Here is a 14,603-nt window from a genome sequence, read left to right as displayed (position 1 = left end):
CGATAATAATGAAAGCTCGCATAAGTTTGAGGCCTCCTTTTGTACATAGTATATGAATAATTCATTTTGGGATGTGTCATTTTTTTACAAATTCTAATTGTTATGAGATTATATTGATATAGATAGATGAAAGGGAGAGTGGAGATATGCTAAAAGACATGTTTAAAAGAAAAGAATTAAAATGTGTTTCATGTCAGAAAAAGATTGAATACGAAGAAGAGCTTGTTGCTTTTGTGAAGTTGCCGAAAGAAAGAAGTATATTAGTTGGCCCGTTTGATGTATGTTTAGCAAAAACAGCGCAAGAAATATATTGTAAATCGTGTTACGACAAAAAAGCATGACCCAAAGTAATTGAGGGGCATGCTTTTTTCATTGGTGTGCTTTTCCCTCAGATACATTTTGAGTAAGTCGATACCAAAGCCAAAGATCATTAATGATGGAAGCGAGATCGGCAATTTCTGAATTAAGTTTGCAAGAAATTTCGAAGTCTTCCTCGTTATTTAAATGATGTTGTTTTGCATTAATATAGTGTTCGAGTTCTTTTATGCGATCAGGAATTTTCCCGCGAACTTGTTCCCATTTTAGTAAAATAGCATGTTGCATTTTTTCGGGGATGTCTTCCCAGTCTTCTTGTAAATGCGGAATTTCAATTTCTAGATGTTCATCGTATAAGAAATACTTTTCCATAAGTTCACCCCCATTTTCCTGCTTATATTGTACATAAAAACAGAAAGAAGTTCGACGAAATTGTTTGAAAAAAATTGAAAATGCCCCTTGATACATTTTATAAAAGGTGTTAAAGTTTGAATTATTATAAAAGAAAATGAATATTTATTCTTTAGGGGGATGCAAAATGGAGAAGAAAAAAGTTGTGTTAGCATATTCCGGAGGTCTTGATACTTCCGTTGCAATTAAATGGTTACAAGAGAAGAATTATGATATTATCGCGCTTTGTTTAGATTTAGGGGAAGGTAAAGACTTAGCATTTGTAAAAGAAAAAGCACTTTCAGTAGGAGCAATTAAATCGTATATGATTGATGTTCAAGAAGAATTCGCGAATGAATATGCATTGATGGCATTACAGGCCCATACGTTGTATGAAGGGAAATATCCTCTCGTTTCTGCATTATCTCGTCCACTTATTGCGAAGAAATTAGTAGAAATCGCAGAACAAGAAGGTGCAACTGCAGTTGCACACGGATGTACAGGGAAAGGGAATGACCAAGTTCGTTTCGAGGTTTCTATTCAAGCATTAAATCCTTACTTAGAAGTGATTGCGCCTGTGCGTGAATGGAAATGGTCACGTGAAGAAGAAATTGCATATGCAAAAGAAAACGATGTACCAATTCCGATTAATTTAGATAGCCCATTTTCAATCGACCAAAACTTATGGGGACGCAGCAACGAATGTGGAATTTTAGAAGATCCATGGGCAGCGCCGCCAGAAGATGCATACGAGATGACATTGGCATTAGAAGATACACCAAATAAACCAGAGTTTGTAGAAATTGGATTTGAAGCAGGAGTACCGACGACTTTAAACGGCACTGCATATTCGCTTTCTGAATTAATTAAAACGTTAAATGCACTTGCTGGCAAACATGGCGTGGGACGTATCGACCATGTAGAAAATCGCCTTGTTGGTATTAAATCTCGTGAAGTATATGAATGCCCAGCAGCAATGACATTAATAACAGCGCATAAAGAACTTGAAGATTTAACACTTGTGAAAGAGGTTGCTCATTTCAAACCGATGATTGAGCAAAAACTAACAGAATTAATTTATAACGGCTTATGGTTCTCACCTTTAAAACAAGCACTCAATGCTTTCTTACAAGAAACGCAAAAACATGTAACAGGTACAGTGCGTGTGAAATTATTTAAAGGTCATGCAATTGTAGAAGGGCGTAAGTCTGAATACTCTTTATACGATGAAAAATTAGCAACGTATACTGTCGATGATGAATTTAATCATGATGCAGCAGTTGGATTCATTTCATTATTCGGTTTACCTACGAAAGTATATAGTCAAGTGAATCAAAAGAAGGTGGAAGCGTGAGCAAACTTTGGGGCGGACGTTTTACAGAAGAAGCGGAAGCATGGGTTGAAGAGTTTGGAGCATCCATCTCCTTCGATCAACAATTAGTAAATCAAGATATAAATGGGAGTATTGCACACGTAACAATGCTAGCAAAACAAGGCATCGTTACGAAAGAAGAAGCAGAGAGAATAAAGATAGGGCTTCAGTATTTATTAAAAGAAGCAAAAGAGAATAAGCTTCAATTCTCGGTAGAAGCAGAAGATATTCATTTAAACATTGAAAAAATGTTAATTGAACAAATTGGCGAAGTAGGAGGGAAACTTCATACAGGCCGAAGCCGTAACGATCAAGTAGCGACAGATATGCACTTATATTTAAAAGAAAAAGTAGAACATATTATAAAAGCTACCAAACAATTGCAAACTGTTCTTGTTCATCAAGCGGAAAATAACATTGAAACAATTATGCCTGGCTATACGCACTTACAGCGTGCCCAGCCGATTTCATTTGCGCACCATATCCTTGCTTACTTTTGGATGTTAGAGCGCGATGTGAATCGTTATGAAGATTCGTTAAAGCGTATTAACATTTCACCATTAGGAGCAGGAGCGCTAGCTGGTACAACATTCCCGATTGACCGAGAATATAGTGCGGAGCTTCTTGGATTTAATGGAATCTATGAAAATAGTTTAGATGCGGTAAGTGATCGTGATTTCATACTGGAGTTTTTAAGTAACTCATCTATGCTCATGATGCACTTATCACGCTTTTGTGAAGAACTTATTTTATGGAGTAGTCAAGAGTTTCAATTTATTGAAATGAGTGATCAATACGCGACAGGAAGTAGCATTATGCCGCAAAAGAAAAATCCCGATATGGCTGAGCTCATTCGCGGTAAAACAGGCAGAGTATATGGCAATTTATTTAGCTTACTTACTGTAATGAAAGGATTGCCGCTTGCTTACAATAAAGACTTACAAGAAGATAAAGAAGGAATGTTTGATACAGTGAAAACAGTAGAAGGATGCCTTCATATTATGGCGGGCATGCTTGAAACGATGACTGTAAACAAAGAAAAAATGGGGCAAGCTGTGACGCAAGATTTCTCTAACGCAACAGAAATTGCTGACTATTTAGCAAGCAAGGGACTGCCATTCCGTCAAGCTCATGAAATTGTTGGGAAGTTAGTTCTACATTGCACACAAAAAGGAATCTATTTATTAGATGTACCACTTGAAACATATAAAGAAATGAGTCCGTTATTTGAAGAAGATTTATATGAGGTTCTTTCACCATATGCAGCTGTAAAGCGCCGTAACAGTGCTGGTGGAACAGGCTTTGAACAAATTGAAAAAGCTTTGGAGAAAGCGAAGAGTTTAACTAAAGAGGTTATTAAAAATTAAGTTGGAAAGTACGCCATTCTGTTAAAGGGTGGCGTACTTTCTTTTTTTTTAGTATTCAAGTTATGATATAGTAAAAAATAATAATTGAGGGGAATCTATGAAAAGAACAATATTTATCGTTGTACTATTAATTAGCTTACTTGCAAATGTTAAAGTATTTCTTTTGGACAAATATATGATTGTTGGTGAACAAGAGAAGCGAGAAGAAGCGATTATTGCAACGATGTGGCATCTGCAAGAAAAAGGATATAAAGAAAGTGATATTTCATACATAAAACCGGCCTTTTATAGTAAAATCGGTTCTTACGGTATGAATGTACAGTTTAAAGATGAACCAAATGAATCGTATACATATAGAGTTTCGAAAGATGCTAAAACAAATGAACTAACTGTACACCAGGATAGCAATGCGCCAGGTGGTATGGGTGGGAAGCATCAGGAACTTAAATAGATAAGAGAGACTGCTAAAAAGTAATATTAGCAGTCTTTTATATTTTTAGAGGTGCATCGAGCGTTTTATAGTCATTTTTCATAATGATAAAATGATGCTTCTCATGAATCACTAATAGTTGAATAGATTGAATAAGGTTAGGATAGTGAGCAATTGGATCTAAAAATACGATATGTCCTGCAATATTTTCTTCTATATTTTGAACTAGTTTTTTTATTTCATCTGTTTCACGTGAAAGTAATTCTTCTAATTCGTTTACATTCATAGCGTAATAGACTTTTTTTGAAGGGATTAAAATCCAAGGGGCTTTCATCCCTTTTCCATGCTTTTCTTTATATTCGGCATAAATGTCATGTATTTCAGTTTCAAATGGGGTATTTCTTCTTAGTTTGGCATAGGGGATAAGAGCGAAAGAGAATTTAATCGCTACTTTTAGCATCCTTGCAATTAAATATAAGTGATAAAAGTGCTCACCAATAGACCATTTTGTGTCTTCTTTCTTATACCATAGTTGCTCTTGTGAAAGTGAATGAAGTTTAGGAAGGAATTGGTTTCTTTGTACATGTAATGTGTGAAAGTGTTTTGAGATATTTTCAGATTTCATAGTAGAGCATCCTCCATACATGTTTTTCCTAATTATAACATTTTACATGTGAATATAATTAAGCCTAGAACAATATGTTCTAGGCTTAATTATCCATCGATTAATCATACTTATGTCGATCTTCCGTAATTCGAATATACTCAATATCCATCAAATCTCGAAGTAGCGCTCCGTGACTTAGTTCAACCCCATGCTTTTCTTTAAAGTGTGAGCGAATTGTATTTAACATTTCGATTTCTTTTCCGTTCACATCTAAAATGATTCGTTCATAATCTTCCATAAAGCATCCTCCTTTTTTAAACACATATATTTTGTCCGTCTATTTCTAAAAAATGTATGTTGACCTAATGTTAGGAAATAAGAAAGGAATGGAAGGTGAGACGTATTTATTTTATAGGGTTAATTTTGTACACGCTAATTGTATTACACGTGTAAAGTGACAAAAAATTGTTTCATTTACAATAAAGTCGTTAAAAAATGGAAGTCATTCTATCCAACAATCGGGCTATATTTTGGAGGGAAATAAAAAAGTCTAGTTCTTTTTTTATGTTATTCTGGTAAAATTAGGCTGACATCATATGAAAATACTTTAGGAGGAGTTACAAGTTGAAAGTGGTTTTAGGATTTTTGAAAAAGAGATGGAAATATGTAATAACAGCATTGATTGCTCTTAGTATTGGAGCTGCAGTTGGTCCTTCGCAAGGGCAAATTGATGATGCGAATGCTAGAGTAGATGAATTAAAAAAACAACTGTCTGTTAAAACAGAAACCGTAGCGAGCCTTGAAATAAAAAATAAAGATTTACAAGCGAAAGTAGATGAAGCAGCTCCATGGTTTAAAATGCAAGATGAGCAGAAGCAAAAAGAAGCTGAAGAGAAACGTTTAGCGGCAGAAAAAGCAAAACAAGAAGCAGAGGCAGCCGCTAAAGCTAAAGCGGATGCAAAAGCAGCAGAAGCAGAACAATCACAAGAGCAAATTACAGTTGATAAAGTGAAAGAAATTATTGGGCAGTATTCTCTTGGAGGAAATGACAAATTAAATAACGTTTCTGTTGAAAATGGTGAAATAAAAGCAACTATTGTATTAGCATCCAACGAATTATTTTCTGCTAAGGATATGGCAGTTAATGGATACAGCCAATTATCAGATGAGTTATTAAACCATAAAGGTTGGCAAATATTAAATGTTACATATGATAATATAGGAAGTATTAGTATGAATCGTAATGAAAAGGAAACAAATGAGTTTGGTGATTATTTCCCGACACTTGAAATTGAGAAAAGATTAAAATGATAAAATAAGCATCCTTATAGGGCGCATAGCCATCAAGTTAAGGAAATGAGTAAAATCCGACAAAAAAGGTTATCTTTCCATACACACCGTATGGAAAGATAACCTTTTTTGTGTCTGAACTCAACGATACTATATAGAAAGAATTACATATATTAGGTGAAGAGTTTAGAGGGGAAGAAGAAAATCCTATTTAAGAAGAAGCGAGAGAACTAGCGAGTAAGAGAATAGAAGAGGAAATAAAGAAACTTGGGGAACAAAGGTGGTTGGGAACAACATAATCCAGATTATCGAATTCCTAAAGTATAAATAAAAATAGGGTAGGTAAGAGGTTTCCTCTTACCTACCCTATTTATTTTTATAAATTAAAGATCACCTTGCTCCTCATCACCACGAACAACAAGGACATCGCATTTCGCATAGCGAATAATATGTTCAGAGACGCTACCAATTAGGAAACGTTCTACAGCATTTAAACCAGTTGCACCGCACATAATTAAATCCACTTTATGTGTTGGGGCAATTTCTTTTGAGATTTTAGATTTTGGATTACCAAATTCTAATACAGTTTCCACTTTTTCAAGACCAGCTTCAACCGCAGTCTTTTTGTAGTCTTCTAATAAGTCTTCTGCAAAGAGGTTTGCACGCTCAGCAATAGCGCGGCTATAAGCCTCTACTGCGGAATATGCTTTCACATCAACGATATGAGCAATTGTTAATGTTGCATTGTTTCGTTTTGCGACTTGAATTGCTTTCTTAAAGGCTTTTTCTGCTTCTTTGGAACCGTCCACTGCAATTAAAATATTTGTATATGTATTATTCATAGTAGATTCCTCCCAATTCATTTTTATAACCGTTTACAACTTAATTATAAAACAAATTATGGTAATGTGCTTGCTAAAACGTTACAGAATTTCGAAAACTCTGTTTTAGTTCATTTTAGTTGTAATTGGAGCGAGAACTTGTTACATATGAAGTATAGCAATTTAAAAGGAGGCAGTTTTGTGAGACACGCGCTCATTACAGCCGGTACGAAAGGTTTAGGAAAGCAAGTAACAGAAAAGTTATTGGCTAAAGGATATTCAGTAACAGTAACGTATCATAGTGATATATGTGCTATGGAAATAATGAAAGAAACTTATAAAAATATGGAAGAACGTCTACAGTTCGTGCAAGCTGATGTCACGAAAAAGGAAGATTTACATAAAATAGTAGAAGAAGCGATGAGCCGTTTTGGCAAAATTGACTTTTTGATTAATAATGCTGGTCCGTATGTATTTGAACGGAAAAAATTAGTCGATTACGAAGAAGACGAATGGAATGAAATGATCCAAGGTAATTTAACAGCGGTGTTTCATTTATTAAAACTTGTCGTGCCGATTATGAGAAAACAGAAATTTGGTCGTATTATTAACTACGGTTTTCAAGGAGCAGATAGCGCGCCTGGATGGATTTATCGTTCAGCCTTTGCAGCTGCGAAAGTAGGGCTTGTTTCATTAACGAAAACAGTAGCTTACGAAGAAGCGGAATATGGTATTACTGCGAACATGGTTTGTCCTGGTGATATAATTGGTGAAATGAAAGAAGCGACGATTCAAGAAGCACGAAAGCTAAAAGATAGTAACACACCAATTGGTAGATCCGGAACAGGTGAAGATATCGCAAGAACTATTTCGTTTTTATGTGAGGAAGATTCAGATATGATTACCGGTACAATTATTGAAGTAACAGGTGCGGTTGATGTTATCCATAAACATCTTAAATAATGAGTAGTTGTAGTAATTGGACAGGTGATTTTCATATATAAGAATCATACTGTCCTTTTATGTGGAAGAAATTCTATCGGAAAACTTGTATTATTTTTTGTCAAATATTGAGATATTATGTTAAAATATAAGAGCGTAGAAAGCGCTTTAAAAAATGATTCAGGGGTCATTTCATAACTCAAGGGGGAACTAATAATGCGTATCGGTATTCCAACAGAAATTAAAAACAATGAAAACCGTGTGGCAATGACGCCAGCGGGAGCTGTACATTTAGTACAAAATGGTCATGAAGTTTTTGTTCAAAAAGGATCAGGTGTAGGATCAGGCTTTACAGATGAAGAATACGTACAAGCTGGTGCGAAACTTGTTGAAACTGCTGAAGAAGCATGGAATCAAGATATGGTTATGAAGGTAAAAGAGCCAGTTGAAAGTGAATACGGTTATTTCCGCGAAGGTTTAATTTTATTCACATACTTACATTTAGCTCCAGAGCCAGAATTAACAAAAGCATTAATTGATAACAAAGTTGTATCAATTGCATACGAAACAGTACAATTAGAGAATCGTTCTTTACCATTACTTGCACCAATGAGTGAAGTTGCAGGCCGTATGGCTGCGCAAATCGGTGCACAATTCCTTGAGAAAAACAAAGGCGGTAAAGGTATTTTACTTGCAGGTGTTCCAGGGGTTAAACGCGGTAAAGTAACAATTGTCGGCGGTGGTCAAGCTGGTACAAACGCAGCAAAAATTGCAGTTGGTTTAGGTGCAGATGTAACAATCATTGACTTGAGTGCAGAACGTCTTCGTCAATTAGATGATATTTTTGGTAATCAAGTAAAAACGTTAATGTCTAACCCATACAACATTGCAGAAGCTGTTAGAGAATCTGATCTTGTAATCGGTGCAGTATTAATTCCAGGTGCAAAAGCACCAAAACTTGTAACAGAAGAAATGATTAAATCAATGGAACCAGGTTCTGTCGTTGTAGATATCGCGATTGACCAAGGTGGTATTTTCGAAACAACTGACCGTATTACAACTCACGACAACCCAACTTATGAAAAACATGGTGTTGTTCACTATGCAGTTGCAAACATGCCAGGTGCGGTTCCACGCACATCAACTCTTGCGTTAACAAACGTAACAGTACCATATGCAGTACAAATTGCTAACAAAGGCTACAAAGATGCTTGCTTAGGCAACTCTGCATTACTAAAAGGTATTAACACATTAGATGGATATGTAACATTCGAAGCAGTTGCAGAAGCGCACGGCTTACAATATGCTGATGCAAAAGAACTTCTTGAAAAAGCTCCTGCTTTATCATAATAGAAATAAAATAAAGACCTTTCCTTTGTAGGAAGGGTCTTTTTGTTTAAACTAATTATCTAATTTCTTCACAATTTTCAAGCCGAACATCATTGTGAAGAAAAGAATTCCAAACAAGTAATACAAGGCATACTCAACTCGTATCATCGAATTTTTATCAGTGATATATAAAATAAATAGTATCGCAGAGCCGATTAAATGAGAGAGACCGAAAATTTGCGCCATAAGTTTTAAACTCATCTTCTCGATTCTTTCATCAATCTCAGGTAATGGATATCTCTCGGCATCGTTCTTTTTTTTCTTAAAGAATATTCGTTTCACTACTAATAGTATCAAGGCTAAGAGTATGTATACGCCAGCGAATAGAAGGACAGAGCGAATCTTTTCTTCATCATTACTATTGAAATAAAGAAAAGTTGAACCTAACAATAAAATGGTAAGATTCGAAATGAATTCTTGATTTAAAGTATTTTTCATTATTTTTCCTCCCCAGTTTTATCTAATTGAAATAAATCTTCTACTTTACAGTTGAAAAACTCACATAATTTCAATGCTAATTCTAAACTTGGGTTGTATTTATTTTTCTCGATGGCGATGAGGGATTGACGAGTGATATTAACAGCGGAAGCTAATTGCTCTTGAGTGATGTCTCTAACGACGCGGAATTGTTTTACTTTATTTTGTATCAAATATACAAAGTCTCCTTTTTGTAAATTTGTTACATTCACTATATCCATTTTTAGGTAAAATGTAAATAAAACTTTACAAAAAGTGAACAAAACTTTACGAGAGATATTGCTTGTTACAATGTATATTTTTGTGATAATTTGGAATTAAACGGAAAGTGAAAGTCGATAGAGGGGATTGGGTGGGGAGAACTATGGAAACAGTAAATCTATTAGAGTTAACAAAAGATATTAAAGACCAACATAAGAACTTCGTCGTTTCAAATGTAAATAGTCATTGTTTACGAATTGCTGTATTTACTGGTGAATATGATTGGCACTATCATTCTAATTCGGATGAATTATTCATTGTGTTAGAGGGAGAATTACTGATCGATTTTCAAGATAGAGAGACGGCAGTTTTAAAGCCAAATGATTCTATTTTAATTCCAGCAGGTACAATTCATAGAACGAGAGCGTTGAAGAGAACGGTAAATCTTTGTTTTGAAAATGTAGAGGCGGATACAGTAATTGTGGAGGTCGTATGAGAAGGTTAGAGATTGAGGAATACGATAAAGTAATTCCGCTTTTAGAAGGGAATCAACGAACAACAACTTTTGCGTATGCAGTTTGTGATCAAATCATAGATGGTGAAATTTTTATAAATGAGAAATTAACAGCAGGACTAATCGTTACAGCTAACGGCATTTATTATTTGTTTGGCGACACTTATGACCGAAGTTTTACCGAAGATTTAGTTTCATATATTGAAACAGCTATTGAAAAAACAGAGAAACGATTTACACTGTTCACTTCGAGTAAAGAGTGGGAAATGATTATTGAAGAGCGTTTTAGTAATGTACTCCGGAAAATTCCAAGAATGACATTTCAATTTCAAAGAGAAGTTCTTGAAGAAAGAAAACAAGATTTTAACAAAAATACATATGAAGTTAAGCGTATTGATAAAAGCAATATAGAAAGAAGTAATGAATTTACAGAGGAATATTACAAAGAATATTGGGGATCAAAAGAAGCGTTTTTAAATAGTGGCTTTGGTTTTTGTATAGAACAAGATGGGATAATCATAGCTGAATGCGTCTCAATATTTAGCGGGAATGGTTTTGCTGAAATTGATATTGCTACGCATGAAGCATATCAAGGGAAAGGATTAGCTAAAGTTGTCGCAACAAGTTTCATTGAACATTGTATACAAAATCATATTACACCGTGCTGGGATTGTAATGTGGATAATATTCCTTCGCAAAAGTTAGCTAGTAAAATAAGTTTTCATAATCCAGTAGAATATGATCTATTTGTGCGTAAGAGAACGGGGGAATAAAAATGAATGTGGAATTAACGAGATTTAAGGTGAAGAAAGGTAAAAGTTATCGTGTAGATGAATGGATGCAGCTTCTTAATGACAATATGAAAGAAGTGCTTTTGACATTAAACGACGAAAAAATGTATGTAGAGACAATTTTCCGGGAAATAAGAGATGGAGAAGAGTACTTATATTGGTATTCTGTGCAAGGAGAAGGTGGTACTCTTGTCGAAAATTCTCATCATGAAGTTGATAAAAAACATTTAGAGTTTTGGTATGAATGTATTGATGAGGATGATCCAGCTGTCGATATGAAGACGGAAGTTGTTATGATTCAAGATGTTGTGAAAGAAGCGATGGAAAAATAGAGTAGTATTTTGCAAAAGATAAAACCGTCTTCTTTTTTGCGGCAATATATATTATTGGAGATGCTGTAGGATGAGAATTAGTAATAAATATATCACTCTCGATGAAATAGAGATAATAAGAGACTCCTTAGATAAATTGCATGAATATCATAACAGTAAATCAAAATATTTTTCTGGTGATTATCCAAGAATTACATTTGAGGAACGTATTGAAGAGTATAAAAGGAATTCAAAGTATGGGGAATACAGAATTGAATTATTAATTGATTCAGAAACAGATAATATATTAGGATTTTGTATAGCATATAGTAAAAAAATAAGCGGGAAGATTGAGGTTCTATTTGTTGATGAAAAATATCGAAGAAACGGACTCGGTTTGAAATTAATGAATAGTGCAGTGGAATGGTTTAAAGAACAACAAATAGATGAAATTGAATTAACGGTAGTGTACGGAAATGAAGCTGTATCGTTTTATCAAAAGTTGGGATTTTATCCACGTTCAATTATTATGACAACTAAATCATAACGATATTATGAGAATATACCTTTTAAAAGAGTGGAAGTTTTTGTTTCAAAAAAATTGATTTGTATGTTGGAAAATTAAAATATATGTGAGAAGCACATTAAAACAGATGTGCTTTTTATTATGAAAATTTTTTTAGAAAAGTTGTGTTTGGATACTTAATTAAAATTGGAGCAAATAGAAAAGAAGCGAAAGATATAGTGCAAGATACATTGTATAAAACTTTAGTGCTGATACAGGGTTAAAAGATCCTAAAAATGGCTATAAATGTTTTTGGATTTGAAGGGAGTTATGCAAAAGTAAAAGAAGGTGTGAAAAACGATTTAACAATATACTCAAAAGAGTTTCTGTACCAAATGAAGTCTTTAGCAAAAAATAGTGAAGGTATACCAAGTGATTATTTTGAACAATACTATAAAAAGAAATAAAAAAACACCAAACCAAAAGACCTACCAATATACGGAGTAGTCGTAACCGGAAAAACAGAGGATTTACAAAGTTTACAAGGGTCACCATATATTAAGGCCGCTGTAAGAGGTGTAACAGTTGAGAAATATTGATTACAACTAATTAATGTGAATAATCAGAAAACTTGTGTTATAATATGGGAAAAGGAGGTTTATATGAGGCAAATACATGGAGCAATTTATATTTACATAACAATGTTTTTCGTGGGGATATCCTATGGTTTAGGGCACGTGTATTCGCATCCTATATTAACTTTTTTAAGTGGAGCATGTATGGTGATTGCGTTTCTTGTCCACCTCTTCTCAGTTTGGATCGTGAAATTTCAAATAAATATTAGTGAGATAGAAGAAGGCACTTTTTAAGGAGCCTTCTTTAATAAAAAGGTAGCGATCAAGCTACCTTTTTTTATTATTTCACAAATTGTAATTCTTTCGGGAATTTCGTTAAAATTTCTGATCCGTCTTTTGTGATGTAAATATCATCTTCAATACGAACGCCACCTACGTTTGGTACGTAAATACCTGGTTCGATTGTGAAGACCATACCTTCTTTTAATAGAGAATCGTTGCCTTCTTTTACATCTGGATATTCGTGTACGCTAATTCCAAGTCCGTGACCAAGGCGGTGTGGGAAGAAGTCTCCGTAACCTGCATCTGCGATGACAGAGCGAGCAGCGTTGTCGATCGCGCCAAGTGTAACGCCTGGTTTACATGCTTCAACTGCTTGTAGTTGTCCAGCAAGTACAGTGTTGTAAATGCGAGTTTGTTCTTCAGAAATATCACCAAATGCTACTGTACGTGTAATATCAGAGCAGTAACCGTCAATGATTACACCTAAATCAAATAGTACGAAATCGCCGCGTTTCATTTTGTTTGCACCTGGAATACCGTGTGGAAGAGCAGAGTTTGCACCTGCTAATACCATCGTATCAAATGACATTTTATGGATGCCTTTTGTTTTTAATTCATGCTCAATAATTGCTAATACTTCTAGCTCGCTGCGATTTTCTTTAATTGCATTTACACCAACTTCAACAGCATAGTCTGCCATTTTAGCTGCTTCACGTAAAATAGAAAGTTCTTTTTCATCTTTAATTAGGCGAAGCTCGCGAACTTTCTCTTCAGCTGATCTGAAAGCCGCTTTCGGGAATAATTTCGTTAACTCTTCGTAGCGCTCTACGTTTAAATGTTCTTTTTCAATTGCAACTGCATTTGCATCAATACCACGATCTTTAATTGCTTTTGCAATCATATCCCATGGTTTGTCAGTATCAGTAAATCCGATAATTTCATGTGCCCAGCCAGCGTTACGCGCTTGGCCTTCTTCCATTTTAGGACAAATTAAAATAGGCTCTTTTTCTTGGAATACAAACATACCAAGTAGTCTTTCATGTGGTTCGCAGTGGAAGTTTGTCATGTAGAAGACGTTTGGTGTAGAAGTTAAGAACGCAGCTTCTACGTTTTTTTCTTTTAGCCATTGCATTAAATTTTCTAATCTAGCATTCATCGATAGGCACCCCCGAGATATTTAATTACAAATATAACTTTACATCGGATGAAAGCGTTATGACAAGTAAATAGATGTTAGAAAAGACAGGGAATTAAGAAATCGTGTAGAATAAAAAGTGTGAATGTGAATAGGGGAGGAATGGAATGATGAAAGTATCTTATCACGGGCATTCAGTTGTAAAGATTGAAACGAATGGAAAAGTTATTTTAATTGACCCATTTTTAACGGGGAATCCGAAAACAGATTTAAAGGCGGAAGATGTAAAAGTTGATGCGATTATTTTATCGCACGGACACGGTGATCATGTCGGCGATACAGTAGCGTTAGCAAAGAAAAATAATGCGGTCGTTGTGGCACCGTTTGAACTAGCGACATTTTTAGGATGGCAAGGTGTAAATACACATCCAATGCATATTGGAGGTTCACACGAATTTAACTTCGGTAAAGTGAAATTTACGCAAGCATTCCACGGTTCTAGTTATATTGATGAAGAAAATAAAACAATTACATATACAGGTATGCCAGCTGGTATTTTGTTTACGGCAGAGGAGAAAACTGTATATCATGCAGGAGATACTGCTTTATTCTCTGATATGAAGTTAATTGGAGAACTTAATAACGTTGATCTAGCATTTTTACCAATTGGTGATAATTTTACAATGGGGCCAGAAGATGCTGTTTTAGCTGCAAAATGGGTAGGTGCGAAAACAGTTGTACCGATGCATTACAATACGTTCCCAGTTATTGAACAAGACCCTTATCAATTTGTAGAAAAACTACAAAATTGTACAGGGAAAGTATTAGAAGCTGGAGAAAGTATTACACTATAAAAAAGAAACCCTTCATTTGAACAGACAAGTGAAGG

Annotated in this window: 20 protein-coding genes and 2 pseudogenes; 15 read left to right on the top strand and 7 right to left on the bottom strand. The window is 34.8% G+C overall.

From position 1 onward, the window contains the following. The first annotated feature begins 146 nt into the window (after window positions 1–146). Window positions 147–341 (top strand): hypothetical protein, encoded by a 195-nt coding sequence (locus ACTFQM_RS17985; protein WP_440035452.1) that lies wholly within the window; start codon window positions 147–149, stop codon window positions 339–341. Between the two features lie 28 nt (window positions 342–369). On the opposite strand, the gene ACTFQM_RS17980 is transcribed toward ACTFQM_RS17985, so the two are convergent. Beyond that, on the bottom strand, window positions 370–687 hold the full coding sequence (locus tag ACTFQM_RS17980) for a radical SAM protein (protein ID WP_440035450.1): 318 nt from the start codon (window positions 685–687) through the stop codon (window positions 370–372). A gap of 166 nt (window positions 688–853) precedes the next feature. Here ACTFQM_RS17980 and ACTFQM_RS17975 point away from each other — a divergent pair, with 166 nt between their 5' ends. The 3 genes from ACTFQM_RS17975 (at window position 854) to ACTFQM_RS17965 (ending at window position 3,895) form a co-directional block, all read left to right on the top strand. Further along, window positions 854–2,059 carry an argininosuccinate synthase gene (locus ACTFQM_RS17975; RefSeq protein ID WP_002173754.1) on the top strand — a complete coding sequence of 402 codons (1,206 nt, stop codon included), beginning with the start codon at window positions 854–856 and terminating at the stop codon, window positions 2,057–2,059. After that, window positions 2,056–3,444: an argininosuccinate lyase gene (gene argH / locus ACTFQM_RS17970; RefSeq protein ID WP_002173753.1), complete on the top strand. Its 1,389-nt coding sequence runs from the start codon at window positions 2,056–2,058 to the stop codon at window positions 3,442–3,444. Before ACTFQM_RS17975 ends, argH begins: the two co-directional genes overlap by 4 nt. 97 nt (window positions 3,445–3,541) lie before the next feature. Then, a complete protein-coding gene (locus ACTFQM_RS17965; protein ID WP_327915970.1) occupies window positions 3,542–3,895 on the top strand; it encodes a DUF3139 domain-containing protein in 354 nt (117 codons plus the stop codon). A 37-nt stretch (window positions 3,896–3,932) separates the two neighbouring features. Here ACTFQM_RS17965 and ACTFQM_RS17960 read toward each other — a convergent pair whose 3' ends face one another. Then, entirely contained in the window at window positions 3,933–4,499 is a 567-nt protein-coding gene (locus ACTFQM_RS17960; protein WP_440035448.1) for a DinB family protein, read from the bottom strand. Window positions 4,500–4,599: 100 nt separating this feature from the next. Beyond that, window positions 4,600–4,779, bottom strand: coding sequence for a hypothetical protein (locus tag ACTFQM_RS17955; protein ID WP_002173750.1), 180 nt, complete (start codon window positions 4,777–4,779; stop codon window positions 4,600–4,602). A gap of 326 nt (window positions 4,780–5,105) precedes the next feature. On the opposite strand from ACTFQM_RS17955, the gene ACTFQM_RS17950 reads away from it, so the two are divergent. Next, complete coding sequence (locus ACTFQM_RS17950) at window positions 5,106–5,792, top strand: hypothetical protein (RefSeq protein WP_440035446.1); 687 nt, start codon at window positions 5,106–5,108, stop codon at window positions 5,790–5,792. Between the two features lie 362 nt (window positions 5,793–6,154). Here ACTFQM_RS17950 and ACTFQM_RS17945 read toward each other — a convergent pair whose 3' ends face one another. After that, on the bottom strand, window positions 6,155–6,613 hold the full coding sequence (locus tag ACTFQM_RS17945; protein ID WP_071718455.1) for a universal stress protein: 459 nt from the start codon (window positions 6,611–6,613) through the stop codon (window positions 6,155–6,157). Between the two features lie 147 nt (window positions 6,614–6,760). Between ACTFQM_RS17945 and ACTFQM_RS17940 the strand changes: the two genes are divergently transcribed. Together ACTFQM_RS17940 and ald are read left to right on the top strand one after the other, a co-directional pair. After that, entirely contained in the window at window positions 6,761–7,555 is a 795-nt protein-coding gene (locus ACTFQM_RS17940) for an SDR family oxidoreductase (RefSeq protein WP_440035827.1), read from the top strand. 195 nt (window positions 7,556–7,750) lie between these two features. Continuing rightward, a complete protein-coding gene (gene ald / locus ACTFQM_RS17935) occupies window positions 7,751–8,884 on the top strand; it encodes an alanine dehydrogenase (protein WP_327915975.1) in 1,134 nt (377 codons plus the stop codon). Between the two features lie 51 nt (window positions 8,885–8,935). On the opposite strand, the gene ACTFQM_RS17930 is transcribed toward ald, so the two are convergent. Next, window positions 8,936–9,361 carry a hypothetical protein gene (locus ACTFQM_RS17930; RefSeq protein WP_440035444.1) on the bottom strand — a complete coding sequence of 142 codons (426 nt, stop codon included), beginning with the start codon at window positions 9,359–9,361 and terminating at the stop codon, window positions 8,936–8,938. Then, entirely contained in the window at window positions 9,361–9,621 is a 261-nt protein-coding gene (locus ACTFQM_RS17925; RefSeq protein ID WP_440035441.1) for a helix-turn-helix transcriptional regulator, read from the bottom strand. The genes ACTFQM_RS17930 and ACTFQM_RS17925 overlap by 1 nt, the downstream gene beginning before the upstream one ends. A 143-nt stretch (window positions 9,622–9,764) precedes the next feature. Between ACTFQM_RS17925 and ACTFQM_RS17920 the strand changes: the two genes are divergently transcribed. The 7 genes and pseudogenes from ACTFQM_RS17920 (at window position 9,765) to ACTFQM_RS17890 (ending at window position 12,591) form a co-directional block, all read left to right on the top strand. Beyond that, on the top strand, window positions 9,765–10,097 hold the full coding sequence (locus ACTFQM_RS17920) for a cupin domain-containing protein (protein ID WP_025147582.1): 333 nt from the start codon (window positions 9,765–9,767) through the stop codon (window positions 10,095–10,097). Further along, complete coding sequence (locus ACTFQM_RS17915) at window positions 10,094–10,888, top strand: GNAT family N-acetyltransferase (RefSeq protein WP_440035439.1); 795 nt, start codon at window positions 10,094–10,096, stop codon at window positions 10,886–10,888. The genes ACTFQM_RS17920 and ACTFQM_RS17915 overlap by 4 nt, the downstream gene beginning before the upstream one ends. 2 nt (window positions 10,889–10,890) lie before the next feature. Beyond that, window positions 10,891–11,238, top strand: a complete 348-nt coding sequence (locus ACTFQM_RS17910) for a DUF6176 family protein (RefSeq protein WP_440035438.1) — start codon at window positions 10,891–10,893, stop codon at window positions 11,236–11,238. Window positions 11,239–11,308: 70 nt separating this feature from the next. Then, window positions 11,309–11,764, top strand: a complete 456-nt coding sequence (locus ACTFQM_RS17905) for a GNAT family N-acetyltransferase (RefSeq protein WP_427286872.1) — start codon at window positions 11,309–11,311, stop codon at window positions 11,762–11,764. A 143-nt stretch (window positions 11,765–11,907) separates the two neighbouring features. Then, window positions 11,908–12,000 (top strand): annotated as a pseudogene (locus ACTFQM_RS17900) (RNA polymerase sigma factor); the annotation flags it as partial. Window positions 12,001–12,015: 15 nt separating this feature from the next. After that, window positions 12,016–12,321, top strand: a pseudogene (locus ACTFQM_RS17895) (anti sigma factor C-terminal domain-containing protein); the annotation flags it as partial. A 63-nt stretch (window positions 12,322–12,384) separates the two neighbouring features. Next, on the top strand, window positions 12,385–12,591 hold the full coding sequence (locus ACTFQM_RS17890) for a hypothetical protein (protein WP_002173739.1): 207 nt from the start codon (window positions 12,385–12,387) through the stop codon (window positions 12,589–12,591). A 46-nt stretch (window positions 12,592–12,637) separates the two neighbouring features. On the opposite strand, the gene pepQ is transcribed toward ACTFQM_RS17890, so the two are convergent. Continuing rightward, a complete protein-coding gene (pepQ, locus tag ACTFQM_RS17885; RefSeq protein ID WP_440035436.1) occupies window positions 12,638–13,735 on the bottom strand; it encodes a Xaa-Pro dipeptidase in 1,098 nt (365 codons plus the stop codon). Between the two features lie 149 nt (window positions 13,736–13,884). On the opposite strand from pepQ, the gene ACTFQM_RS17880 reads away from it, so the two are divergent. Then, window positions 13,885–14,568, top strand: coding sequence for a metal-dependent hydrolase (locus ACTFQM_RS17880; protein WP_025147575.1), 684 nt, complete (start codon window positions 13,885–13,887; stop codon window positions 14,566–14,568). Window positions 14,569–14,603: the final 35 nt, after the last annotated feature.

This window comes from Bacillus cereus group sp. MYBK30-2 (assembly GCF_051915945.1).
Taxonomy (GTDB): Bacteria; Bacillota; Bacilli; order Bacillales; family Bacillaceae_G; genus Bacillus_A; species Bacillus_A paramycoides.
Note: the sequence above shows the minus strand (reverse complement) of the source record. Positions and strands in the feature narration are given on the sequence as shown.

Excerpts from the sequence above, each read along its gene's own strand:
- ACTFQM_RS17985 (WP_440035452.1), top strand. The coding sequence starts at position 147 with ATGCTAAAAGACATGTTTAAAAGAAAAGAATTAAAATGTGTTTCATGT.
- ACTFQM_RS17980 (WP_440035450.1), bottom strand. The coding sequence starts at position 687 with ATGGAAAAGTATTTCTTATACGATGAACATCTAGAAATTGAAATTCCG.
- ACTFQM_RS17975 (WP_002173754.1), top strand. The coding sequence starts at position 854 with ATGGAGAAGAAAAAAGTTGTGTTAGCATATTCCGGAGGTCTTGATACT.
- ACTFQM_RS17965 (WP_327915970.1), top strand. The coding sequence starts at position 3,542 with ATGAAAAGAACAATATTTATCGTTGTACTATTAATTAGCTTACTTGCA.
- ACTFQM_RS17960 (WP_440035448.1), bottom strand. The coding sequence starts at position 4,499 with ATGAAATCTGAAAATATCTCAAAACACTTTCACACATTACATGTACAA.
- ACTFQM_RS17955 (WP_002173750.1), bottom strand. The coding sequence starts at position 4,779 with ATGGAAGATTATGAACGAATCATTTTAGATGTGAACGGAAAAGAAATC.
- ACTFQM_RS17945 (WP_071718455.1), bottom strand. The coding sequence starts at position 6,613 with ATGAATAATACATATACAAATATTTTAATTGCAGTGGACGGTTCCAAA.
- ACTFQM_RS17940 (WP_440035827.1), top strand. The coding sequence starts at position 6,761 with ATGAAGTATAGCAATTTAAAAGGAGGCAGTTTTGTGAGACACGCGCTC.
- ald (WP_327915975.1), top strand. The coding sequence starts at position 7,751 with ATGCGTATCGGTATTCCAACAGAAATTAAAAACAATGAAAACCGTGTG.
- ACTFQM_RS17930 (WP_440035444.1), bottom strand. The coding sequence starts at position 9,361 with ATGAAAAATACTTTAAATCAAGAATTCATTTCGAATCTTACCATTTTA.
- ACTFQM_RS17925 (WP_440035441.1), bottom strand. The coding sequence starts at position 9,621 with ATGGATATAGTGAATGTAACAAATTTACAAAAAGGAGACTTTGTATAT.
- ACTFQM_RS17920 (WP_025147582.1), top strand. The coding sequence starts at position 9,765 with ATGGAAACAGTAAATCTATTAGAGTTAACAAAAGATATTAAAGACCAA.
- ACTFQM_RS17915 (WP_440035439.1), top strand. The coding sequence starts at position 10,094 with ATGAGAAGGTTAGAGATTGAGGAATACGATAAAGTAATTCCGCTTTTA.
- ACTFQM_RS17910 (WP_440035438.1), top strand. The coding sequence starts at position 10,891 with ATGAATGTGGAATTAACGAGATTTAAGGTGAAGAAAGGTAAAAGTTAT.
- ACTFQM_RS17905 (WP_427286872.1), top strand. The coding sequence starts at position 11,309 with ATGAGAATTAGTAATAAATATATCACTCTCGATGAAATAGAGATAATA.
- ACTFQM_RS17890 (WP_002173739.1), top strand. The coding sequence starts at position 12,385 with ATGAGGCAAATACATGGAGCAATTTATATTTACATAACAATGTTTTTC.
- pepQ (WP_440035436.1), bottom strand. The coding sequence starts at position 13,735 with ATGAATGCTAGATTAGAAAATTTAATGCAATGGCTAAAAGAAAAAAAC.
- ACTFQM_RS17880 (WP_025147575.1), top strand. The coding sequence starts at position 13,885 with ATGAAAGTATCTTATCACGGGCATTCAGTTGTAAAGATTGAAACGAAT.